Origin of the sequence: Streptomyces sp. C, from assembly GCF_000158895.1 — a bacterium.
In the GTDB taxonomy this organism is placed as follows: Bacteria; Actinomycetota; Actinomycetes; order Streptomycetales; family Streptomycetaceae; genus Streptomyces; species Streptomyces racemochromogenes.
Genome location: NZ_GG657750.1, coordinates 2,907,231 through 2,924,424 on the forward strand (window position 1 = coordinate 2,907,231; position 17,194 = coordinate 2,924,424).

26 protein-coding genes and 1 pseudogene are annotated in these 17,194 nt (G+C 68.6%); 19 read left to right on the forward strand and 8 right to left on the reverse strand.

The window, feature by feature from the left end:
• Window positions 1–9 precede the first annotated feature (9 nt).
• The 4 genes from SSNG_RS42045 to SSNG_RS12965 form a co-directional block, all read right to left on the reverse strand.
• Window positions 10–174 (reverse strand): hypothetical protein, encoded by a 165-nt coding sequence (locus tag SSNG_RS42045; protein ID WP_007264280.1) that lies wholly within the window; start codon window positions 172–174, stop codon window positions 10–12.
• Window positions 174–398, reverse strand: a complete 225-nt coding sequence (locus tag SSNG_RS12950; RefSeq protein WP_128637455.1) for a hypothetical protein — start codon at window positions 396–398, stop codon at window positions 174–176. Before SSNG_RS12950 ends, SSNG_RS42045 begins: the two co-directional genes overlap by 1 nt.
• Before the next feature lie 325 nt (window positions 399–723).
• The gene (locus SSNG_RS43730) at window positions 724–942 is read right to left on the reverse strand and encodes a hypothetical protein (protein ID WP_241695037.1); all 219 of its coding nucleotides are present in this window, start codon (window positions 940–942) and stop codon (window positions 724–726) included.
• A 193-nt stretch (window positions 943–1,135) separates the two neighbouring features.
• Window positions 1,136–1,735, reverse strand: a complete 600-nt coding sequence (locus SSNG_RS12965; protein ID WP_241695038.1) for a DNA cytosine methyltransferase — start codon at window positions 1,733–1,735, stop codon at window positions 1,136–1,138.
• Window positions 1,736–2,035: 300 nt separating this feature from the next.
• On the opposite strand from SSNG_RS12965, the gene SSNG_RS12970 reads away from it, so the two are divergent.
• The 18 genes from SSNG_RS12970 (at window position 2,036) to thyX (ending at window position 11,400) form a co-directional block, all read left to right on the forward strand.
• Complete coding sequence (locus SSNG_RS12970) at window positions 2,036–2,494, forward strand: hypothetical protein (protein WP_129593302.1); 459 nt, start codon at window positions 2,036–2,038, stop codon at window positions 2,492–2,494.
• Window positions 2,495–3,372: 878 nt separating this feature from the next.
• Window positions 3,373–3,777, forward strand: a complete 405-nt coding sequence (locus SSNG_RS12975) for a hypothetical protein (RefSeq protein ID WP_007264285.1) — start codon at window positions 3,373–3,375, stop codon at window positions 3,775–3,777.
• An 82-nt stretch (window positions 3,778–3,859) separates the two neighbouring features.
• Window positions 3,860–4,486: a hypothetical protein gene (locus tag SSNG_RS12980; protein ID WP_007264286.1), complete on the forward strand. Its 627-nt coding sequence runs from the start codon at window positions 3,860–3,862 to the stop codon at window positions 4,484–4,486.
• Between the two features lie 157 nt (window positions 4,487–4,643).
• Window positions 4,644–5,108: a hypothetical protein gene (locus tag SSNG_RS12985; RefSeq protein ID WP_042800933.1), complete on the forward strand. Its 465-nt coding sequence runs from the start codon at window positions 4,644–4,646 to the stop codon at window positions 5,106–5,108.
• A 29-nt stretch (window positions 5,109–5,137) separates the two neighbouring features.
• Complete coding sequence (locus SSNG_RS12990; protein WP_042800934.1) at window positions 5,138–5,383, forward strand: hypothetical protein; 246 nt, start codon at window positions 5,138–5,140, stop codon at window positions 5,381–5,383.
• Window positions 5,384–5,454: 71 nt separating this feature from the next.
• The gene (locus tag SSNG_RS37900) at window positions 5,455–5,994 is read left to right on the forward strand and encodes an antirestriction protein ArdA (RefSeq protein ID WP_050779615.1); all 540 of its coding nucleotides are present in this window, start codon (window positions 5,455–5,457) and stop codon (window positions 5,992–5,994) included.
• A 56-nt stretch (window positions 5,995–6,050) separates the two neighbouring features.
• Window positions 6,051–6,332, forward strand: coding sequence for a hypothetical protein (locus SSNG_RS13000; RefSeq protein ID WP_007264289.1), 282 nt, complete (start codon window positions 6,051–6,053; stop codon window positions 6,330–6,332).
• A 59-nt stretch (window positions 6,333–6,391) separates the two neighbouring features.
• Window positions 6,392–6,577 (forward strand): hypothetical protein, encoded by a 186-nt coding sequence (locus tag SSNG_RS13005; protein ID WP_007264290.1) that lies wholly within the window; start codon window positions 6,392–6,394, stop codon window positions 6,575–6,577.
• Window positions 6,578–6,605: 28 nt separating this feature from the next.
• On the forward strand, window positions 6,606–7,016 hold the full coding sequence (locus SSNG_RS13010; RefSeq protein WP_007264291.1) for a hypothetical protein: 411 nt from the start codon (window positions 6,606–6,608) through the stop codon (window positions 7,014–7,016).
• Window positions 7,017–7,032: 16 nt separating this feature from the next.
• The gene (locus SSNG_RS13015; RefSeq protein WP_042800935.1) at window positions 7,033–7,299 is read left to right on the forward strand and encodes a hypothetical protein; all 267 of its coding nucleotides are present in this window, start codon (window positions 7,033–7,035) and stop codon (window positions 7,297–7,299) included.
• A 72-nt stretch (window positions 7,300–7,371) separates the two neighbouring features.
• Complete coding sequence (locus tag SSNG_RS13020; RefSeq protein ID WP_007264293.1) at window positions 7,372–7,935, forward strand: hypothetical protein; 564 nt, start codon at window positions 7,372–7,374, stop codon at window positions 7,933–7,935.
• A gap of 17 nt (window positions 7,936–7,952) precedes the next feature.
• On the forward strand, window positions 7,953–8,279 hold the full coding sequence (locus SSNG_RS13025; RefSeq protein WP_042800936.1) for a hypothetical protein: 327 nt from the start codon (window positions 7,953–7,955) through the stop codon (window positions 8,277–8,279).
• A gap of 77 nt (window positions 8,280–8,356) precedes the next feature.
• Window positions 8,357–9,058: a hypothetical protein gene (locus SSNG_RS13030; protein ID WP_042800937.1), complete on the forward strand. Its 702-nt coding sequence runs from the start codon at window positions 8,357–8,359 to the stop codon at window positions 9,056–9,058.
• 26 nt (window positions 9,059–9,084) lie between these two features.
• The gene (locus SSNG_RS13035; RefSeq protein ID WP_007264296.1) at window positions 9,085–9,648 is read left to right on the forward strand and encodes a hypothetical protein; all 564 of its coding nucleotides are present in this window, start codon (window positions 9,085–9,087) and stop codon (window positions 9,646–9,648) included.
• A 29-nt stretch (window positions 9,649–9,677) separates the two neighbouring features.
• Window positions 9,678–10,109, forward strand: coding sequence for a hypothetical protein (locus SSNG_RS13040; protein ID WP_007264297.1), 432 nt, complete (start codon window positions 9,678–9,680; stop codon window positions 10,107–10,109).
• A gap of 19 nt (window positions 10,110–10,128) precedes the next feature.
• A complete protein-coding gene (locus SSNG_RS13045) occupies window positions 10,129–10,383 on the forward strand; it encodes a hypothetical protein (protein WP_007264298.1) in 255 nt (84 codons plus the stop codon).
• An 18-nt stretch (window positions 10,384–10,401) separates the two neighbouring features.
• Window positions 10,402–10,644 (forward strand): hypothetical protein, encoded by a 243-nt coding sequence (locus SSNG_RS13050; protein WP_007264299.1) that lies wholly within the window; start codon window positions 10,402–10,404, stop codon window positions 10,642–10,644.
• A 60-nt stretch (window positions 10,645–10,704) separates the two neighbouring features.
• Window positions 10,705–11,400 carry an FAD-dependent thymidylate synthase gene (gene thyX / locus SSNG_RS13055; RefSeq protein WP_050779860.1) on the forward strand — a complete coding sequence of 232 codons (696 nt, stop codon included), beginning with the start codon at window positions 10,705–10,707 and terminating at the stop codon, window positions 11,398–11,400.
• Between the two features lie 113 nt (window positions 11,401–11,513).
• Here thyX and SSNG_RS13060 read toward each other — a convergent pair whose 3' ends face one another.
• Window positions 11,514–13,025 carry a recombinase family protein gene (locus tag SSNG_RS13060; protein WP_063749887.1) on the reverse strand — a complete coding sequence of 504 codons (1,512 nt, stop codon included), beginning with the start codon at window positions 13,023–13,025 and terminating at the stop codon, window positions 11,514–11,516.
• A gap of 50 nt (window positions 13,026–13,075) precedes the next feature.
• Here SSNG_RS13060 and SSNG_RS13065 point away from each other — a divergent pair.
• A pseudogene (locus tag SSNG_RS13065) lies at window positions 13,076–13,501 on the forward strand (HAD hydrolase-like protein); the annotation flags it as partial.
• Between the two features lie 117 nt (window positions 13,502–13,618).
• Here the strand turns inward: SSNG_RS13065 and SSNG_RS13070 are convergent.
• The 3 genes from SSNG_RS13070 to SSNG_RS13080 all read right to left on the reverse strand — a co-directional run.
• Window positions 13,619–15,226: an alkaline phosphatase family protein gene (locus SSNG_RS13070; RefSeq protein WP_241695039.1), complete on the reverse strand. Its 1,608-nt coding sequence runs from the start codon at window positions 15,224–15,226 to the stop codon at window positions 13,619–13,621.
• A gap of 185 nt (window positions 15,227–15,411) precedes the next feature.
• Entirely contained in the window at window positions 15,412–16,497 is a 1,086-nt protein-coding gene (locus tag SSNG_RS13075; protein WP_007264304.1) for a 2-aminoethylphosphonate ABC transporter substrate-binding protein, read from the reverse strand.
• A gap of 78 nt (window positions 16,498–16,575) precedes the next feature.
• The coding region (locus SSNG_RS13080) for an ABC transporter permease subunit (protein WP_063749888.1) at window positions 16,576–17,194 on the reverse strand (619 nt) is incomplete at its 5' end.

A 17,194-nucleotide genomic window follows, 5' to 3' on the forward strand; every position in this document is an offset into this window, starting at 1 on the left:
CCCCTCACATCAGGCGACGAAGACGTACACGTAGTGGCCGAAGGAGCCCACGGCGAAGCCGATAGCCGAGCGCCAAGGGTGATCCCGGTTGTAGTGGACGGGTCCGACATGTAGCGGAAGCCACCTGACCCAGGTCCGTGCGCGGGCCGTGCCGAAGTGCAGGTTGCGTCGCATCAGAACGTGCCCCCGGTTAGGAAGTGGATGGAGAGCCAGGCCATGCCGCAGGCCAGGACCGCGCGGCGAAGTCGAGTGGTGCCGTCCGGCACGGTGTCCTTCGCGGTGTGGAACCACTTCCAGACGTGCTCGGACAGGGTGTCGCCGGGTTGCCGGCGGGCGAGGGCCACGCCCTCGATCACGACGAAGGACGCGATCCACGCGACCCATGCAGCGGTGAACATGGCCACCCCCTTACATCAGACCGGGGTGAGCCTCGGTCCGGCGGAACCGCCTGTTGATCCGGCGCCGGTTGGCAGCCATAGCGAGGGCCCCCTCGCGGGACGACTTGGCCTGGTGATGAAACCCGCAGAGCGCTCGAAGGTTGGTCTCTCGATGGTCATCACCAGGCACGATGTGGTCGACGTCCGTAGCGGGCTCGGCACAGCGCTCGCCGTACTGATCGCGGTGAGTGCAGCGGTGTCCGTCCCGCCGAAGGACGCGAAGTCGGATGCGCGGCCAGTCCGCCGGCAACCTCTCGCGCCGGTCGGAGCCGTTCCAGTTCGGCACCTACACCCCCAGGTCGAGGAGAGCCTTGAAGGCGCATGCGGCCTGCTGGGGCACGACGCCGTTTCCGAGGATCTGGAGCTGCTGTCCGCGCGTCAGGCCGGGGATGCCGGTCACGTAGCCGAGGGGGAGGCCCATCAGCCACTCAACCCACTCGACCGTGACGCGCGGGCCGCCCTTGCGGCCCACCTCGGTAGGGGGCGGGGCGGCGCGGCCGGTCACGTCCTCCCACTGCCGGATGGCAGCGAGGTACTCGCCCCACCAGTGAGCGGGAGAGTGGGGACCGTCTACCGCGGCTTCGGGCTCGCGGCCTTCTCGGATCGCTTCCGAGTAGGGGAGGAGGTAGCAGACCTCGTCGTCGAGGGTCGGACCGTGGCCGCCTGCGCGACGCTCAGCGGGTGGGCGAGCGCCGCCGTTAGATCCGAGGTTCGCCGTCGGTGTCTTCAGGGGTCGCGATACAGAACCACCGGTCACGGAGGTGAGGGGCTTGAGCTGCGGTAGCTCGTACGCAGATCCACCGCGCGCTATACCCGATCTGGGCCAGGTCACGGAGGACGACTTCGAGGCCGCGCGTCCGGAGGTTCGACACGTTCTCCAGGAAGACGTATCGCGGTCGTAGCGCGCGAACGCCGTCAAGGACGTTGACCCAAACTCCAGAGCGAGAGCCTCGAATTCCAACTCGTGACCCCGCAATGCTGATGTCCTGGCAGGGGAACCCTGCCGTGATCACGTCGACCTTGCCGACGAGCTGTGTCCAGTCGATCTCGCGGATGTCGCCCAGGTTCGGAGCGTCCGGGTACCTCTCGGCGAGGACCGCGCTCGGGCCTGGGGCGCTCTCCGCTACGTACGCGATGCGTCCGCCGACGAGCGGGGCGACAGCCATTCCCAGGCCGCCGTACCCTGCGCAGAGTTCGAGGATCTCCAGAAGACCCCCGACCCCGAAGTACGTATGTACGTACTTCGTCTTTCCCAGGTGGCCCCTCCGGGGCCAAGCCTGCAACTCGCGAACGTGCAAGGCGTCTTCATGCTGGCGAGCGCCGACAGGCGCTCAAGCCTCGCGAGCCTTGCGACTTACGTACTTACACTTATAAGTCGCTAGTTGATCTTGATTCCGGAAAGGCGAAAGCCTGTGACGTGCGTCACTTCTCGGCGGCGCCCGAAGGGCGACGGCGGAAGGAGGCAGCGGCGAGAGAAGAGGCGCCCCGCAGGGGCGACAGCGTGAAGACGGCAAGCGGATGTGGCGGCCGGTAGGCCGCCCCTTCATGAAGACGTGAAGACGTACTTCGCCCAGTCGAGCGCGGATAGAGTCGGCGCCATGGACGAGAGCGAGACCACCTTCACCTACGAGCTTCGCGTGCCGGCGGCAGCCAACGCGGGTGAGGGCTGGCAGGAGCCTGCCCACTCGGGCGAGATGACGACGTGGGGCGGCACCGCTCATGACCTCGGCCGCCTGGTCCTGGCGCGCTGGCGCGAGACGGCACCGGAGAAGTACACCGGGCTTCCGGCCGCCGTCGAGGTGCGCAGCGACGATGGGCGGCACGCTGTGATCGACGACCCGACTCCGGTTCACGGGCCGACGCTCGCGCTTGAGTGCGCGATCGAGGACGCGCAGGCCGCCGACCTTGCCCGGGACGTGAAGCGGCAGGAGCTTGCCGAGGCGATGCGGGACGCGAGGGAGTTCGACGCCCTGTCCGACCGGAACATCGAGCACCGCGTGCGCTTCGTCCTGGACCCCGACGAGGCGCGCCGAGCCCTGGGCGACGGCAAAGACTGACCTCGCCGCGGCTTCATTCCTGTGCAGTGCCGGCGGAGCCGCTGCAGGACGGCTGTACGGGCGCTGACCTGCGCATATGGACGCGGGGGCGGGCGAGCGCCGAGGGCCTCGTCGACCCTGGAACCGTGGCAGAATCCGAGCTGCTAAGACCTGGCGGCCCGGAAAGCCTCGCCCGAGGGGTCATTGCCCCACCCCCGCCCGCATCCCCCCACCTGCACGCATGTCGGCACACGAGGGCATCAGGCCGGCGTTTGCATGCGAAACGGACATCACGACATCAGGCCGGCGTTCGGCGGACACAAACGGACATGCATGGTCATCACTGTGCATTGAGTGCATCCCAAGACGTAGCGCACACCATGGCGCACAGCAGCACACACAGAGCACACAGCGCAGAGCAGGGCAGGCACAGGCACAGCAGCACACACAGCACAGAGCAGGCCAGAGCGGGCAGTGCGCACGCGCGTAAAGAGGCTAAAGACTCCGGGCCCTCACAGGCTGTGGAAACCGGGGGTTGTGGTGCGGCCCGTCGGTCGTGTTAAGGTGTGACCACACCACGACGAACGGCCCGGCAACGGGGCGGACGGATGGCACGCAGGACCGGGAAAACCGCAGCTCACGCAAGGGGGTTGCGGATCGGACCGGGAAGTGTGTTAAGGTGTGACCACGCCGACCGGGCCGCAAGGTTCGGGAGGGGTGCCGCAAGCGGCCACACGGTCCGGGCGGTAGGACAATGGGAGTGCCTACCGCTGACCAGGCCAAACGCGAAACTCCGAACGGCAAGCGTGATAAGGTGAGACCACGCCGAACCAGCCCGGTTCGGCAAAAAATACCGGCTGGTGTAAACTTTGGACCAGCCCTCACGGAAGACAGGTCACATGACCGAGTACGTGTTCAGCGACGCCGACCGCGAGTACGGCAAGCGCGTCGGAGTCAAGAAGTCGGACGGCGACTTCAGGTGCTACCAGTGCATCGACTTCTCCTTCTACGAGCGGGAGGTCGCCGAGGCGGACGCGGAGGAGCGGTGCGCCTACTGTGCCGGCTTCGTCTTCATCGCCCCGCAGGTGATCGCCCAGATGGAGGCCCCGAAGTCGGTCCGTCCGGTCAACCTGGCCAAGCGTGAGGTCCAGCGGTTCGACCTGCTGACCATCGCCTACAACCTCGGCCAGCGTCTCGAAGAGGTCTCGTACGCCTACGACAAGGCCCGTCACCGGATCGCGGAGCTGGAGGCCCAGCTCGCCGAGCGGGAGGACGCCGGTTTCGTCGAGACCAGCTCTCTCTAAAACCTCGGTGTAAACATTGGACCAGGCCGCCCCTACCCGCACAGGGAGAGGGCAGGGGCGGCCCCTCTCGAAACGAGGACACATGTCTACGATCGTTGCCCCTTCCGAGGCCCGCTGGTACCTGATGCTGATCGTCGAGGACGCCGAAGGCGAGACGACGTACATCGACCACTACCTCGACGACGAGCCCGAGGACGTGACCGCATTCCTGCCCGAGGGCTGGGAGCTGCTCGAAGACGAGTCGCAGGAGATCATCCGAGGCGCGCACGACTGCGAGTGCTGCGGGATGCACATCATGAACGCCCACGAGTGCGAGTCCTGCCGCAACGAAGACTGCGACCCGGCTAACTCGTGGCACTGCTTCACCGGGTACTGCGACGGCTCCGGGTGCACCTTCGAGGGCGAGTGCGAGCCGAACCACGAGGTCCGGGTCTGGCGTGAGAACGGCGACCTGGTGGGCCTGTGGGAGGTCGAAGCGCAGGCGACTGGCCGAGTCCTGGTGACGCAGCGCGAGGGATACGAGCGCGACGCCGAGTCCCACTTCACCTCGCTGTGGTCGGCCTGGCAGTACGCCCAGGGCTGCGCCCAGATGCACGCACAGACGCTCCGTGAGGAGTGCGAGTGCGGCGAGGACGACTGCGGCGTCCTGCACGAGCACGGGATCTCCGTGCAGGAGGTCACCTCGAACAGCGACCTCGCACGGGCCTGAGCCCCCTCTACTGCCGTCCCTCCCTGACTCCCCTCTCGGGGAGGGGCGGTCCCCAGCGCAAAGGCGAAACGCCCTCCGGGCGTCAGCGACAGGCGGGCCCTGTCCTCTGAACGAGCCATCCAGCGCCGTCAGTTCACCCCTCCGAAGTGAGGATCACATGAGCACCCTTCCCGACGCGATCAAGGCTGCCGCCGGCATGGTGGACCAGCACCGCGGAGTGGTCTGTCTCGCCCTCCAGACCGACAGCGAATCGCTGCGGCTCGCGGCCATCCGCTTCCGCAACAAGGCGATTCACCACCTGGCCAACGAGCGCGACGACGAGTCCGGCCTCGCGGGTCACGTCGCTACCGCACTGGCGAACTTCTCCAACACCCCGGCCCACTGGGTCGAGCACCACTGGCAGACCATCTTGGCCGCCGTGGTGCGCCGCGAGGCGGCAGACCTCGCGCACCGCCAGTCGATCTTGAAGTGGCTGGGCGGGTACGAGGGCCCGACCGACGCCCCCGTCTTCAAGACGCAGTCCTGGCAGTACAAGTCGGCCGGGGAGCGCGCCGAGGCGCTTGCCGAGGTCAAGGCCGCGCTTACCGCCGTACGCGACGCCTCCACCCCCGCCGCTGCCTGACCCCCTCCTCCCACGAAAGCGAGCCAACCATGATCACGCCCGACGACAAGATCGCCTTCATCGCCCCCGAGTGCGGCGCACTGTCCCTCCTCGTCCGAGTCGGCGACGTAGTGATCGCAGGATTCTTCGAGCCGCTCGAAGCCGACCCCCTCGCTCAGGTGGTCACGAACTTCGACTACCCGACCTACGCCGAGCGCGAGGCCGCAGCCAAGGCCCACATCGACAGCGCCGCGATCACCCACATCCTCGACGGCTGGGACCTGATCTCCGCCTGACCCCACCCACCGGCCGCCCCTGCCCAGACAGGGAGTGGGAGGGGCGGCCCCCTACCTCGAAGCGAGGACACATGATCACGGCCCGCAAGATCGACCCGCAAGTCTGGATCGGCTGCCTGGCCTGCTACAACGCCGGTCGCCTGGTGGGTGATTGGTACTCCGCCGACACGGCCGACCTGGTCACCCCGGCCGACCTGCACAAGCGGGAGACCTCCCACGAGGAACTGTGGGTGATGGACCACGAGGGGTTCTTCGGCGCGCTGGAGGGCGAGTGCTCGCCGTCCGAGGCGGCCGAGATCGCCGAGGCCCTGGCCAGCCTGACCGAGGACGAGGCCGGAGCGTTCGCCTGCTGGGTCGAGGTGTTCGGCGAGCAGTCCGACCGCGCCCACTGGGTCGACAAGTTCCGCGACGCCTACCGGGGCTTCTACGACGACGAGGCGGCCTACGCCCAGGAGTGGGCCGAGATGACCTCCTCGGACGAGGACAAGGAGCGCATGACGCGCTGGCCCTTCAACGAGATCGACTGGACGAGGGCGGCCGAGGAGCTGTTCAGCGGCGGCCTGCACGCCGAAGAGGTGCTCGGCGGAATCCACGTCTTCTGGTCCGACTGACCCGACCCCTTCTCGCAACCCGCAGTGTAAACATGTGACCACAGAGAGATACGCACATGATGCCGTCCATCAAGAACGCCGAGTCGATCGCGTTCAGCCGGATCAAGCTCCTCGTCGCCGACGTGCTGAAGGCCGCGCGAGAGGTCACTCGACGCGACGACGCCCCCGACACCCAGGAGGCGTACGCGCTCCTGAACCTCGCCCAGACCGCCGAGAGCCTGGCCCTCTCATTGCCGGTCGAGATGCTCCCCGACGAGGAGTGGCGCTACGTCAGCGACGCCGAGTACGCGGCCTGCGACGAGCTGCTCGCGATCCTCGCGGACCTCCCGAAGGACTGACCCAGGCGAGCGGCCCCTCCTCACAGGGAGCGAGGAGGGGCCAGCCCGAAAGGCTACCAATGATCACGATCATCTGCTCCGAGTGCAGCAAGGCCCCCTTCGGGGTGACGGCCTCCGGTCTCTTCCGCTGCGACCACTGCGCCTCCGAGATCACCGCCCGCGACCTGGTGCTCGAACCCGGCGAGGTCTGGGCCGTCGACTCCGCCGGCACCCTCGGCTACCTCCCCGCGCCCGACCACGCCTGACCCCCAACTCGCCTGAAAGGCAGGACACATGAGCACCGCCCCGTTCCTCGCGCCGTTCCTGAAGCCCACCCCGCGCAACCTGGAGACCCTTCCGGTCGCCTGGGCCCGCATGACCGAACTCGGTTACTCCCCTCGCTCCACCCCGGTCCCCGAGCCGGAGGGCTGCACCCGCACCCGGTGCGCCGGAGCCCACCACGGCTACCCCGGAAGCGAGCACCGCTGGGCCCTGGTCGACGAGCTGTGCGGCCAGGAGTTCACCGCCTACTACTCGCACATGCGGGACCGCAAGGGAGCCAACCCGGCGCCGCCCCGCCGTCACAAGGGCTGCCCGTACTCCGGCGCGGCGAACGCCGCGAAGCGTGCCGCCCGGTACGCCGAGATCGGCCGCCCCGTCCCCGCCTGGGACACCGACGCCCTCACCGCCACCCAGACCGCCTGACCCGAAGGGAACCAACATGACCGCCCAGCCCTACCGCTCCAAGCCCGTCGTCGGCGAGACCTTCGAAGCCGAGAAGGCCCAGATCGAGGCCGACATGCGCGAGGCACAGTCCCTCCCGATCGACGAATACTGCGGGTTCCTCGGCGACTACGGCCGCGTCCTCCGGAACATGGCCGACGCCTACCAGTCGCCCGATGTGGCCTACGGCATCCTCCTGCGCCACTCCGACGCCGTTCTCGACCGCATCGCCGACGAGGCCGACGCCGAGAAGCCCGGCGCCTAACCCCCAGCACGTATCCGGCCGCCCCTGCATACAGGGAGAGCGGGGGCGGCCCCCAGACGAGAGGCACCCGCCATGACCGATGTCCTGTCCACCACCGACGACGGCCGCCTCCGCGTCCGCCTGGTCCGCGACGAGCACGCCGAGAACCCCCGCAACGACGCCGAGACGATCGCCCACGTGATCACCATCGACACCCACCTCGGCCAGTACGGGCCGGTCGACCAGGACGGCGGACCCCTCGCCCACATCTGGCGCCGCCTGGCCTGGAACCAGTGGAAGGGAGTGGAGACCTTCGAGCGGTACGTCGCGATCATGCACGGCGGGGTCGTCCTGGAGTCCTCGCCCGAGCGGGGCCCGCGCTCCCTCTGGTACGTGACCGGCGAGGAGGCCCTCGCCCTCGACGCCGGACTCCTGACCGAGGGGTACGTCGAGGCCGAGATGCAGGAGTACGAGGCATGGCTCGCCGGAGACGTGTGGGGCTTCGTCGTCGAGGAGACCGACCAGCCCGACGCCGACGAGCCCGAGTGGGCCGAGGTCGACTCCTGCCACGGCTTCTACGGCGGGCCGTTCGCCCGAGCCCAGGCCCGCGACGCCCTCCGCTTCTACGCCGGGCGATCCGCCGGCACCACTGCCTGAACCCGAAGGGAAGTCCCATGAAGACACACACCGACCGCCTGCCCCTCTCGGACGGCGCGAGCATCCGAGTACGCATCGAACGCGGCCTCACGGGCGACGCGGTGTTCCACGAGCAGAACACCAACAACCCGCGCGGCGGGGGCCGGGTCTACTGGAGCGGCGAGGGCCTCTACCTGATGTTCGGCAACGAGCTGCTCCGCATGCAGAACTCCCGCTTCGAGTTCGCCGAAACCGTCGCCGACGCCGCCGAGAAGTCCCTCGCCTTCTTCGTGGAGTGCGCCGAGAGCTGCATCCGCCACGCCCGAGACGAAGGCATTCCTGTCTCGCAGTGCTACGGCGACTGACCACCACCCACCCCCACGGCCGCCCCGTCCATACAGGGAGAGGGCAGGGCGGCCCCCTCACAGAGAGCAGAGAGACCATGAGCGAGACCGAGACCTTCGAGTACGCCGGGCACGTCGGCCTGTCCTTCGGGACCGTCTACTTCGAGCGCCTGGCCGAGGAGCCCAACGACAAGCCCTGGGCCACCACCAACCGGCCGTGGGTGACCGCGTACCGGGTGACCGGCCCCCGAATCCGCGGGACGATCCGGATCGCCCCCAAGTACGACGAGCCGCTCGTCACCTGGCACACGAACGGCCCCAACGAGAACGCCTGGGAGTTCCTCCCGTCCGGCTTCTACGTCGGGTACGGCCGGAGCCACTACGCGGATTGCGAGGGCGACCTCGACGTCTGGGGATCGGAACTGGCCGAAGGCGTCCACGTCTACACGAAGCGCGAGATGGACTGGAACTTCTCGGTGCGCCGCAAGGAGGGCGGCATCGACGACTACGCGGCGCCCAGGGGGACGCGCGACAAGACGCGTGAGCTGATCCGCGCTCTGGTCGAGCTGCACCAGGAGGACGCCGCCCTCGTCCACGAGAAGGCCGCCGCGCTTGCCCGCGAGAAGCGCTCGAAGCGCACGGCCGCGCTCCGCGAGGAGTACCGCGAGGTCGACCGGATGCTCCGCGAACTCCAGGGCCGTCACGCCGAGCTTCAGATGCGCCGCAGCCTCATGGAGGGCGAGTGGTCCTTTGAGACCGCCATTGACGAGGCTGCCCCCGCCGTCGCGCAGACCGCCTGACCCCGCCCTACGAAGGAGACAGCCAGATGAACGCCCCCCTGATCGGACTTGCCGGCGCGGCACGCTCGGGCAAGGACGCCGCCGCTCAAGCCCTGCTCGACCTGGGCTGGTCCCGCCGGGCCTTCGCCGACAAGGTGAAGGAAGTCCTGTACGCGATGAACCCGACCCTCCCCGAGCCCGAGTACCGCGACGGCATCACCAATCTCCGGTACGAGGTCGACATGTACGGCTGGGACACCACGAAGGAGCTGTACCCGCAGGTCCGCGAATACCTCCAGCGCCTCGGCACCGAAGGCGTGCGGGACGTGCTCGGCGAGAACGCCTGGGTGGACGGCCTCTTCCGCGACGCGGACACCTGGGGCCCGACCGTCATCACCGACGTCCGGTTCCCGAACGAGGCCGAGGCAATCCGGGAACGCGGCGGCTTGGTCGTCCTGATCCGGCGACCCGGCCAGGCGCCCGCCCACGGCTCCAAGCACTCCAGCGAGAACGCCCTCGCCGGGTACCTCTTCGATGACGTGATCGAGAACGACGGCAGCCTCGCCCAGCTCCACGACCGTGTGATGCAGCTCATCCCGCTCGCTATGTAAATATGGGACCGCGCTGTTAAGGTTGGTCCATGCGACTGACCCCCCGAAAGGAAGAGGTCGAGGCGATAAAGGCGCTCCTGGAGGACCCCACCTTCGAGAGCGCCGACCAGATGGCCAAGGCCGTCTTCAAGGAAGCCGCCGACCTCATCCAGATGCGCAACACGATCGCCCTCGTCCACACCTGGGCGGACGGTCACCGCGGCCTGAACTTCGGCCCCTTCGGCAGCGAAGCGGAGGTGAAGACCTTCGCCTCGAAGATGGCGTTCGGAGGCACAGGCCGCATGGTCCAACTCCACAGCCCCGGCGTGATGTTGGCCAACGTGGACGGCAAGAAGGGCTGGAAGGGCTACTGCTTCCACCCCGAATGCGGCCACGCACCCTTCACCCACTCCGCAGCAGGCGCCGGCAGAGGCGCCTGCCAGCTCCCCACCTGCCCGTGCGACAAGTTCCGGGCCAAATGACACCAGAACGGATACCACCATGACCGCCGACGCCCTCCGCGCCCCGCAGATGACCGACGCCGAGATCGCCGAGCTGCTCGCCCTCCGCGAGGGATACCACGTCACCGACGCCTTCCTCGTCCGCCTCGCCACCCACTTCGTACAGGCCGAAATCGACGGCGTACTCAATCCGGCCCGCCACCTCGCCGACTACCTCGGAGTCCAGCGTCAGACCGTCCTCACCTACATGCGCATGGCCCGCCGCAAGGGCCTCGTCGCCAAGCCCCGCCACTGACCAGCAAGGAGAACCATCGTGAAGACCGTCGACTTCCACGCCTGCGACTGCTCCGACAAGCGCGCCTTCCCCGACAAGCGCTCCGCCGAGAAGGCCCTCGGCCGCGCACAGGCCAAGCGCGACCGCCAGGCCCAGACGATCCGAGGACGCGGCCCCATCAACCGCGAGAACCGCGTCTACGAGTGCGAGTTCGGCATGTGGCACCTGACTAAGCAGTCCCGACGCTCTTACGAGGACTACGCCGCCAATCACGCGGCCTGAATGTAAACTTTGGACCCGAAGGAAGTAGCCGTGACCACCCCCCTCAACCTCCGCTCCGACATGCGCGTCGAACTCGTCGACCACAACCTCTCGGACCTCGCCGTCGTACGGGCCGCCCGCGTCTCCACCCTCGGCGCCCAGACCCGCCAGGACGAGACCAGCCGGACCCTGGCCACCAGCGACGAGGGCCTGATCAAGTACCTCATGCGCGAGCGTCACGGCAGCCCCTTCGAGCACGGAAGCCTCACTCTGTACATCGAGGCCCCGATTTTCGTCTTCCGCGAATGGCAGCGCCACCGCATCGCCTCGTACAACGAAGAGTCCGCCCGCTACCGCGAGTTGAAGCCCGACTTCTACCTCCCCGCCGTAGGCCGCAACCTCGTCCAGGTCGGCAAGCCTGGCCACTACCGCTTCGAGCCCGGCACCCCCGAGCAGTTCGCCACCGTGGACGCCGAGCTGCTCCGCGCCTACGAGACCGCCTACCAGTCCTACGAGCGGATGCTCGCTGCCGGCGTCGCCCGCGAGATCGCCCGCGCGGCCCTGCCGGTCGGCATCTACAGCTCGATGTACGTCACGATGAACCCTCGCGGCCTGATGAACTTCCTCAGCCTGCGCACGCACCGCGAGGACGCGGCCTTCGTCTCGAACCCGCAGCGCGAGATCGAGATGTGCGCCGAGAAGGCCGAGCGGATCTTCGCCGAGCTGATGCCGATCACGCACGCGGCCTTCGAGGCGAACGGACGGGTCACCCCGTGACGAAAGAGGAGTGGGTCGAGGCCATGCTCGCCAAGGCCCCGACCCCTACCCCCGAAGACGTGGAGTGGCTCTGTGCCCGCTTCGGTCTGGAGCGCGATGGATGACGCGCCCCGCTACTTCCAGATGACGTCGATCAGGTCCGGCCGGAACGCGTGGTTACCGCCTCGCGGCTGCTTCTTGATCACCACGGCCTCGATGAACCGCTCGATCGCAGCGCGCTTCATCGGGGTCGTGTACGTTTCCCACTCCCTCGCGATCCGCTCGGCCGCCGTGGTGCTCGACTCCATGCCGGACACGTTCAGGGTCGCGACCTCGATTTCGAGGGCATCGCGCCGATCGTCCAGGCGCTTGATCTCACGCACGAACTCCTTCAGCGGGAACTCGCCCGACTCCCGCAACTGCCGGGCCTCCGCGATCTCCGCCTTCACCTGATCCAGCTCTGCCCTGGCCTTCACGAGTGCCGGATTGATCTCTGACGTGCCCGACCGCAGGGCCTTCGCCATGCGCCGCAGGTACGCCAGGAGGGCCGCCTCGACGAACTCCTCGACCGGCGGGCCCGAGCGCGAGACTCCGCCGCAGCCCCCCGCGGACTTCAGGCAGGTGTAGAAGAACCCGTGCCGCTCGTAGCTCGTCGTGCCGCGCGTGTACATCATCGTCAGCATTCCGCCCCCGCACTCGCCGCAGCGAGCTATGCGGGTCAGCAGCCGCTTCGTGACCGTGCTCCCCTTCTTGCGCCCTCGCCCGGAGATCGCCCGAGACTTCAGCACGTCACACACGGCCCGCCATTGGTCCGGCGAGCAAATCTTCTCCCAGTCGCCAATGACCGGCGTCCCGTCCGCTCGCTCAAGGACGAACTCGCTCAGGTCGAGGCGCCCGCGCTTCTCCCGTTCGGCCTGCGGCACATACACCCGGTACCCGCACAGGCGGGGGTTCGTGAGGATGTACCGGACGGACGTGTACGTGATGTTCCGGCCGGGCGGAGTCTGTCGACTCCTCACCCCCAGCTCGACCCATTCGAGGTGCACCTCGGACAGCAGCTTGCCGTTCAGGATGTCCCGATGGGCCTTGTTGATCAGCTCGGCCTCGAAGGGCTCGGCCTCCTTCCCGCCGTCCTTCCAGCCGAACGGGGCCACCCCGCGATGGGGCTTCCCCTCCATCGCCTCGGCCTTCTTCTGGCGAGCGACACGGCGGGCCGCGTCGGCAGAGAACTTGTTCGCGATCATCACGTACAGGCGGGCATTGAACCGGCCGTCGTCGGTCGACAGGTCGTAGTCGCCGGCAGTGGTCGCGAAGACCATGGGCCGCCGGGCCCGCTCGTAAATATCGATCAGCCGTTCGAGCTGTCGAGGCTGCCGAGTCACGCGGTCGATGTTGTACGCCGCGATCCCGTCGATGACCTCGGTCTCCAGGTCAGAGACCAGCTCGTCAAAGTCCGGCCGCTTCACGCGCCGCTTGAAGGCGGACAGGTCGTTGTCCACGTACATGCGGTGCAGGGTCAGGGCCCGCACCTTCACGAGGTCGTGAACGTCCTCCTTCTGGCGGGTCACCCCCTCTTCGCCGTCTCGGCCGTCGCCCAGCTCTCCTACGTCGCTGATACGCGCGTAGCCGCCGACTAGTATCCCCATGCGGACTCTCTCATTCCGGATCTGGGGTCAGGGTAATCGAACCAGTTTCGAACTATGTTTTGGGGGTCCTGGGCGAAACGCGGACACCCAAAACATATTTGGCCCTGACCTGCGGTTTGTCGCCCTCCGTGAGAGGTAGACCTACAGGCAGCTACCAATCAGCGGCTGAAGGGGCGCTCCCCGCCACCGGCGCGGTGGCCGCACTGATCACTAAGGCGACGGGGAAGGAGCCCTACTTCGTGGGGAAGCCGAACCCGCTGATGATGCGGACCGGTCTCAACGCGATCGGCGCCCACTCCGAGACCAGCGCGATGATCGGCGACCGGATGGATACCGACATCCTGGCCGGGCTGGAGGCGGGGATGGAGACCTTCCTCGTGCTCACCGGGCTGACCGCGCCGGGGGACATCGACAAGTTCCCCTACCGCCCGACCCATGTGAAGGACTCCATCGCCGACTTGGTCGACTACGTCTGACAGCGCCTGCCCTTGGCCGTTCGAGCGGGTCGCTCCGGCTGCCGGGGGCTAGCCTGCCGGGAGGCCGGGAGGCCGGGAGGCCGGGAGGCCGGGAGGCCGGGAGGCCGGGAGGCCGGGTCAGGTGAGGGTGACGTTGTCCACGGTCCAGTACCAGTTGTTGCTGCCGCTGTAGCGGAAGCGGACCTGGACGTCCCTGGCACCCGCCGGGACCTGGAGCGGGAGGGACTCCGCCTTGGCGACGGCGTCGGCGGTGTACGTCTTCACCACCGCCGGGGCGCCGCCGTCGTACGAGACGAGGACCTGCGCGGTCTGGCCGGCCTCGTGGCGGTAGTGCGTCTGGAAGGCCAGGGTGCGCGTGGTGCCGCCGGTGACCGCCCACTTGGGGGTGATCAGGGTGGAGTCGAAGGTGCCGGTGTGGGTCTTGTCGTCCCACTCGTCGGAGTCGGCGACGGCGAACACGTCACGGGAGCGGACGTTCAGCTCGCGCCACTGGTCGCGCTGCGCCTGGCTCCAGAACTCGTCGGTCGCGAAGGCCCAGCCGGCCCATTCGGCGACTCCCCCGGTGCCCATCTTCGAGTTGTCCACGGACCATCCGGCGGGCGGGGTGTGCGTGAAGCCCTTGGTGCCGGCGGGGATCCCGGTCTCGTCCACGCGGGCCTGGAGGTTCGGGCGCAGGGAGTCGAAGGCGTCGCTGTCCGGGTTCGCCAGCGGTACGCCGTCCAGGGCGGCAGTGCTGACGCCGACCTGGGCGAGCGCGGTCGCTGCGACGTCGACGAGGCGTACGTCCTCGCGCACGGAGCCGGCCGCGATGCCCGCGCCCTTGGCGATGACGAAGGTGCCGCGCTCCTGGATGGTGGAGCCGCCGTGGCCGCCGCCGTCGGTGTGCCCGTGGTCGGTGGTGACCAGGATCTTCCAGTTCTCCTGGGCGTACGTCGGGCGGTTCTTGAGGGCGGTGAGGACCTGGCCGACGAGGGTGTCGACGCGGCCGATGGCGTCGAGGTACTGCTGGCTGGCGGCGCCGTAGGAGTGGCCGGCGGAGTCGACTTGGCCGAGGTAGACGAAGGCGGCATCGGGGTTGCCGTCGCGCAGCTCGGCGGAGGCGGCCGCGGCGATCTTCGGGTCCTCGTTGCCGTAGCCGTCGCGGTCACCCTTCAGGGAGAGCCGCTTGTCGACCTTGGCGGAGAAGATGGGGCCGTTCTGGTCGGTGGAGGTGATGGGCTCCCAGTCGGCGGCCGCGTAGGTGTTGAGGGACGGCTTGGCGTTCTCGACGCGGGTCAGGAAGTCGGGGTGGGCGCCGTAGTTCTTGCCGGTGAAGGAGTTGTCCTTCACGCCGTGCTTGTCGGGCCAGACGCCGGTGGCGATGGTGGACCAGCCGGGGCCGGAGGAGGTGGCGGCCATCGGGTTCGCGTACAGGGTGCTGCGGGCGGTGAGGCCCTCGGCCATCAGCCCGTTCAGGTGGGGGGCGTTGGCCGCCTTGACGCGGTCGAGGACGACGCCGTCGAGGCCGATGACGAGCACCTTGTCGGTGTTCGCCTGCGCCGCGGCGGGGGTGGCGGCGGGGGCCTGGGCGGCGGCCGCCTTGGCCGCGGCCTCGGCCGCCGCCTTGGCGGGGTCGGTGGGGTTGGGGGCGGCTGAGGCCGTGGCGCCGAGGCCGAGGGTGGTGGCGAGCAGGGCCGTGGCGGTGGCGGCCACGGCGAGGGTGCGTCCGGACAGGACAGTGGACACGTGCTCCTCCAGGAGCGTTGGGGAAGGCGCGGCGGATCGAGCAGGGCGTGCGGCAGGTCCGGACCGGAGGGAGCGACCTTCGGTCCAGACCCGTTATGCATTGGTTACTCTTGTGGCCACGGGTGGCCGGGGGGTTAAGGCCCAGGGGGTGTTCGCCCGCGATCCGCCGAACACCCCGCCGCCGCTCAACTGCCGGTCGCGGACTTCCACGCGTCGACGTGGGCGGTGAGGTTCTTGTCGATGTCGGCCCAGTCCGGCTGGAAGACCTCGACTCCGGCCATCAGCTTGGTGAGTTCGATGGCGTTGGCGTCGGTCGGCTTGACGTCGGCGCGCGCCGGGAAGCCACCGCCGATCTCGCTGACCTGCTTCTGCGCCTCCTCGCCGAGCATGAAGTCCAGGAGCTTCTTGCCGTTCTCGGCGTGCGGGGCCTTGGCGACCAGGCCCGCCGCGTAGGGCAGGGCGAAGGTGGTGGGCTTGCCGCCGTCCTTGGCGGGGAACCAGATGCCGAGGTTGGGCATGGACTTGGACTGGGCGAAGTTCATCTGGACGTCGCCGTTGGCGACGAGCAGCTCGCCCTTGTCGGTCTTCGGCGCGAGCTTGCTGGTGGAGGAGGACGGGCCGACGTTGTTGGTCTGGAGCTTCTTCAGGTACTCCATCGCCGGCTCCTTGCCGCCGAAGTCGTGCATCGCCTTGATGAGGACGGCCGTGCCGTCACCCGCGACACCCGGGGTGGAGTACTGGAGCTTGCCCTTGTACTTGGCGTCGAGCAGCTCCTCCCACGTCTTGGGGGCCTGGCCGAGCTCCTTCTTGTTGTAGACGAAGCCGAAGTAGTTGTTGACGACGGAGGTCCACTTGCCGTCGGCGGCCTTGTCGGCCCCGTTGACCTTGTCGGAGCCCTGCGGGGCGTACGCCTGGAGCAGCCCCTTGCCGTCGGCCTGCTGGATGAAGGGGGGCAGCGTGATCAGCACGTCGGCCTGGGTGTTGGTCTTCTCGCGGACGGCGCGCTGCACCATCTCGCCGGAGCCGCCCTCGACGTACTTGACCTCGATGCCGGTCTTCTTGGTGAACTCGGCGAAGACCTTGTCGTACCAGCCGTCGCCCTTGTCGCTCTTGAGGCCGTCGGCGCTGTAGACGGTGACCACCTTCTCGCCGCCGCCGTCCTCGGCGTCGGCGGCCGCGGTGGAGCCGCCGCCACAGGCGGTGAGGGAGGCGGCGAGGGCGAGGCCGCCGGTGAGGGCGGCGGCGTTGCGGAGCGTGAACGTGCCGGTCATGGAAGTTCCTTACGCGGAAAGGGAGTCTGCGGGGGACGGGGGAATCCGGAGGGGGACCAGGGGAAACCGGAGGGGAAGTCAGCGGTAGGACGCGCGGGTGCGGACGCGGGAGACGGCCAGCAGCACCAGCAGGGTGGTGGCCATCAGGACCACGGCGACGGCGGATCCGCCGAACAGCGAACCGCGGTCGGTGGCGGTGAAGATCCGGACCGGGAGGGGCATCCAGTCCGGGGGGTAGAGCATCATCGTGGCGCTCAGCTCGCCCATGGAGAGGGCGAAGCAGAGGCCCGCGGCCGCGGTGAGGGACGGCAGCAGGAGCGGGAGGCGGACCCGCCACAGCACGTAGCCGGGACGGGCGCCGAGGGAGGCCGCGGCCTGCTCGTACGCGGGGTCGAGACGGACGATGGCGGCGGAAACCGACTGATAGGCGAACGCCGTGACGAGAACCGTGTGCGCGAGCACGACGATGGAGCTGGTGCCGTTGAGCAGGAGGGGCGGCCGGCTGAAGGCGACGAGCACGGCCAGGCCGACGACCACGGACGGCACGGCGACCGGCAGCACGAACAGGGCGTCCAGGCACCGCTTCCCGCGTCTGCCGAGGGACGCGGCGGCCAGCGCGGCCCAGGTGCCGACGGTGAGCGCGAGCAGGCTCGCGGCCAGGGCGGTGACCAGGGAGGTGGTCAGGGCCTGGAGGGAC

What these genes read in the sequence shown, in the direction of transcription:
- SSNG_RS42045 (WP_007264280.1), bottom strand. Translation starts at nt 174, where the DNA reads ATGCGACGCAACCTGCACTTCGGCACGGCCCGCGCACGGACCTGGGTC.
- SSNG_RS12950 (WP_128637455.1), bottom strand. Translation starts at nt 398, where the DNA reads ATGTTCACCGCTGCATGGGTCGCGTGGATCGCGTCCTTCGTCGTGATC.
- SSNG_RS12970 (WP_129593302.1), top strand. Translation starts at nt 2,036, where the DNA reads ATGGACGAGAGCGAGACCACCTTCACCTACGAGCTTCGCGTGCCGGCG.
- SSNG_RS12975 (WP_007264285.1), top strand. Translation starts at nt 3,373, where the DNA reads ATGACCGAGTACGTGTTCAGCGACGCCGACCGCGAGTACGGCAAGCGC.
- SSNG_RS12980 (WP_007264286.1), top strand. Translation starts at nt 3,860, where the DNA reads ATGTCTACGATCGTTGCCCCTTCCGAGGCCCGCTGGTACCTGATGCTG.
- SSNG_RS12985 (WP_042800933.1), top strand. Translation starts at nt 4,644, where the DNA reads ATGAGCACCCTTCCCGACGCGATCAAGGCTGCCGCCGGCATGGTGGAC.
- SSNG_RS12990 (WP_042800934.1), top strand. Translation starts at nt 5,138, where the DNA reads ATGATCACGCCCGACGACAAGATCGCCTTCATCGCCCCCGAGTGCGGC.
- SSNG_RS37900 (WP_050779615.1), top strand. Translation starts at nt 5,455, where the DNA reads ATGATCACGGCCCGCAAGATCGACCCGCAAGTCTGGATCGGCTGCCTG.
- SSNG_RS13000 (WP_007264289.1), top strand. Translation starts at nt 6,051, where the DNA reads ATGATGCCGTCCATCAAGAACGCCGAGTCGATCGCGTTCAGCCGGATC.
- SSNG_RS13005 (WP_007264290.1), top strand. Translation starts at nt 6,392, where the DNA reads ATGATCACGATCATCTGCTCCGAGTGCAGCAAGGCCCCCTTCGGGGTG.
- SSNG_RS13010 (WP_007264291.1), top strand. Translation starts at nt 6,606, where the DNA reads ATGAGCACCGCCCCGTTCCTCGCGCCGTTCCTGAAGCCCACCCCGCGC.
- SSNG_RS13015 (WP_042800935.1), top strand. Translation starts at nt 7,033, where the DNA reads ATGACCGCCCAGCCCTACCGCTCCAAGCCCGTCGTCGGCGAGACCTTC.
- SSNG_RS13020 (WP_007264293.1), top strand. Translation starts at nt 7,372, where the DNA reads ATGACCGATGTCCTGTCCACCACCGACGACGGCCGCCTCCGCGTCCGC.
- SSNG_RS13025 (WP_042800936.1), top strand. Translation starts at nt 7,953, where the DNA reads ATGAAGACACACACCGACCGCCTGCCCCTCTCGGACGGCGCGAGCATC.
- SSNG_RS13030 (WP_042800937.1), top strand. Translation starts at nt 8,357, where the DNA reads ATGAGCGAGACCGAGACCTTCGAGTACGCCGGGCACGTCGGCCTGTCC.
- SSNG_RS13035 (WP_007264296.1), top strand. Translation starts at nt 9,085, where the DNA reads ATGAACGCCCCCCTGATCGGACTTGCCGGCGCGGCACGCTCGGGCAAG.
- SSNG_RS13040 (WP_007264297.1), top strand. Translation starts at nt 9,678, where the DNA reads ATGCGACTGACCCCCCGAAAGGAAGAGGTCGAGGCGATAAAGGCGCTC.
- SSNG_RS13045 (WP_007264298.1), top strand. Translation starts at nt 10,129, where the DNA reads ATGACCGCCGACGCCCTCCGCGCCCCGCAGATGACCGACGCCGAGATC.
- thyX (WP_050779860.1), top strand. Translation starts at nt 10,705, where the DNA reads ATGCGCGTCGAACTCGTCGACCACAACCTCTCGGACCTCGCCGTCGTA.
- SSNG_RS13060 (WP_063749887.1), bottom strand. Translation starts at nt 13,025, where the DNA reads ATGGGGATACTAGTCGGCGGCTACGCGCGTATCAGCGACGTAGGAGAG.
- SSNG_RS13075 (WP_007264304.1), bottom strand. Translation starts at nt 16,497, where the DNA reads ATGACCGGCACGTTCACGCTCCGCAACGCCGCCGCCCTCACCGGCGGC.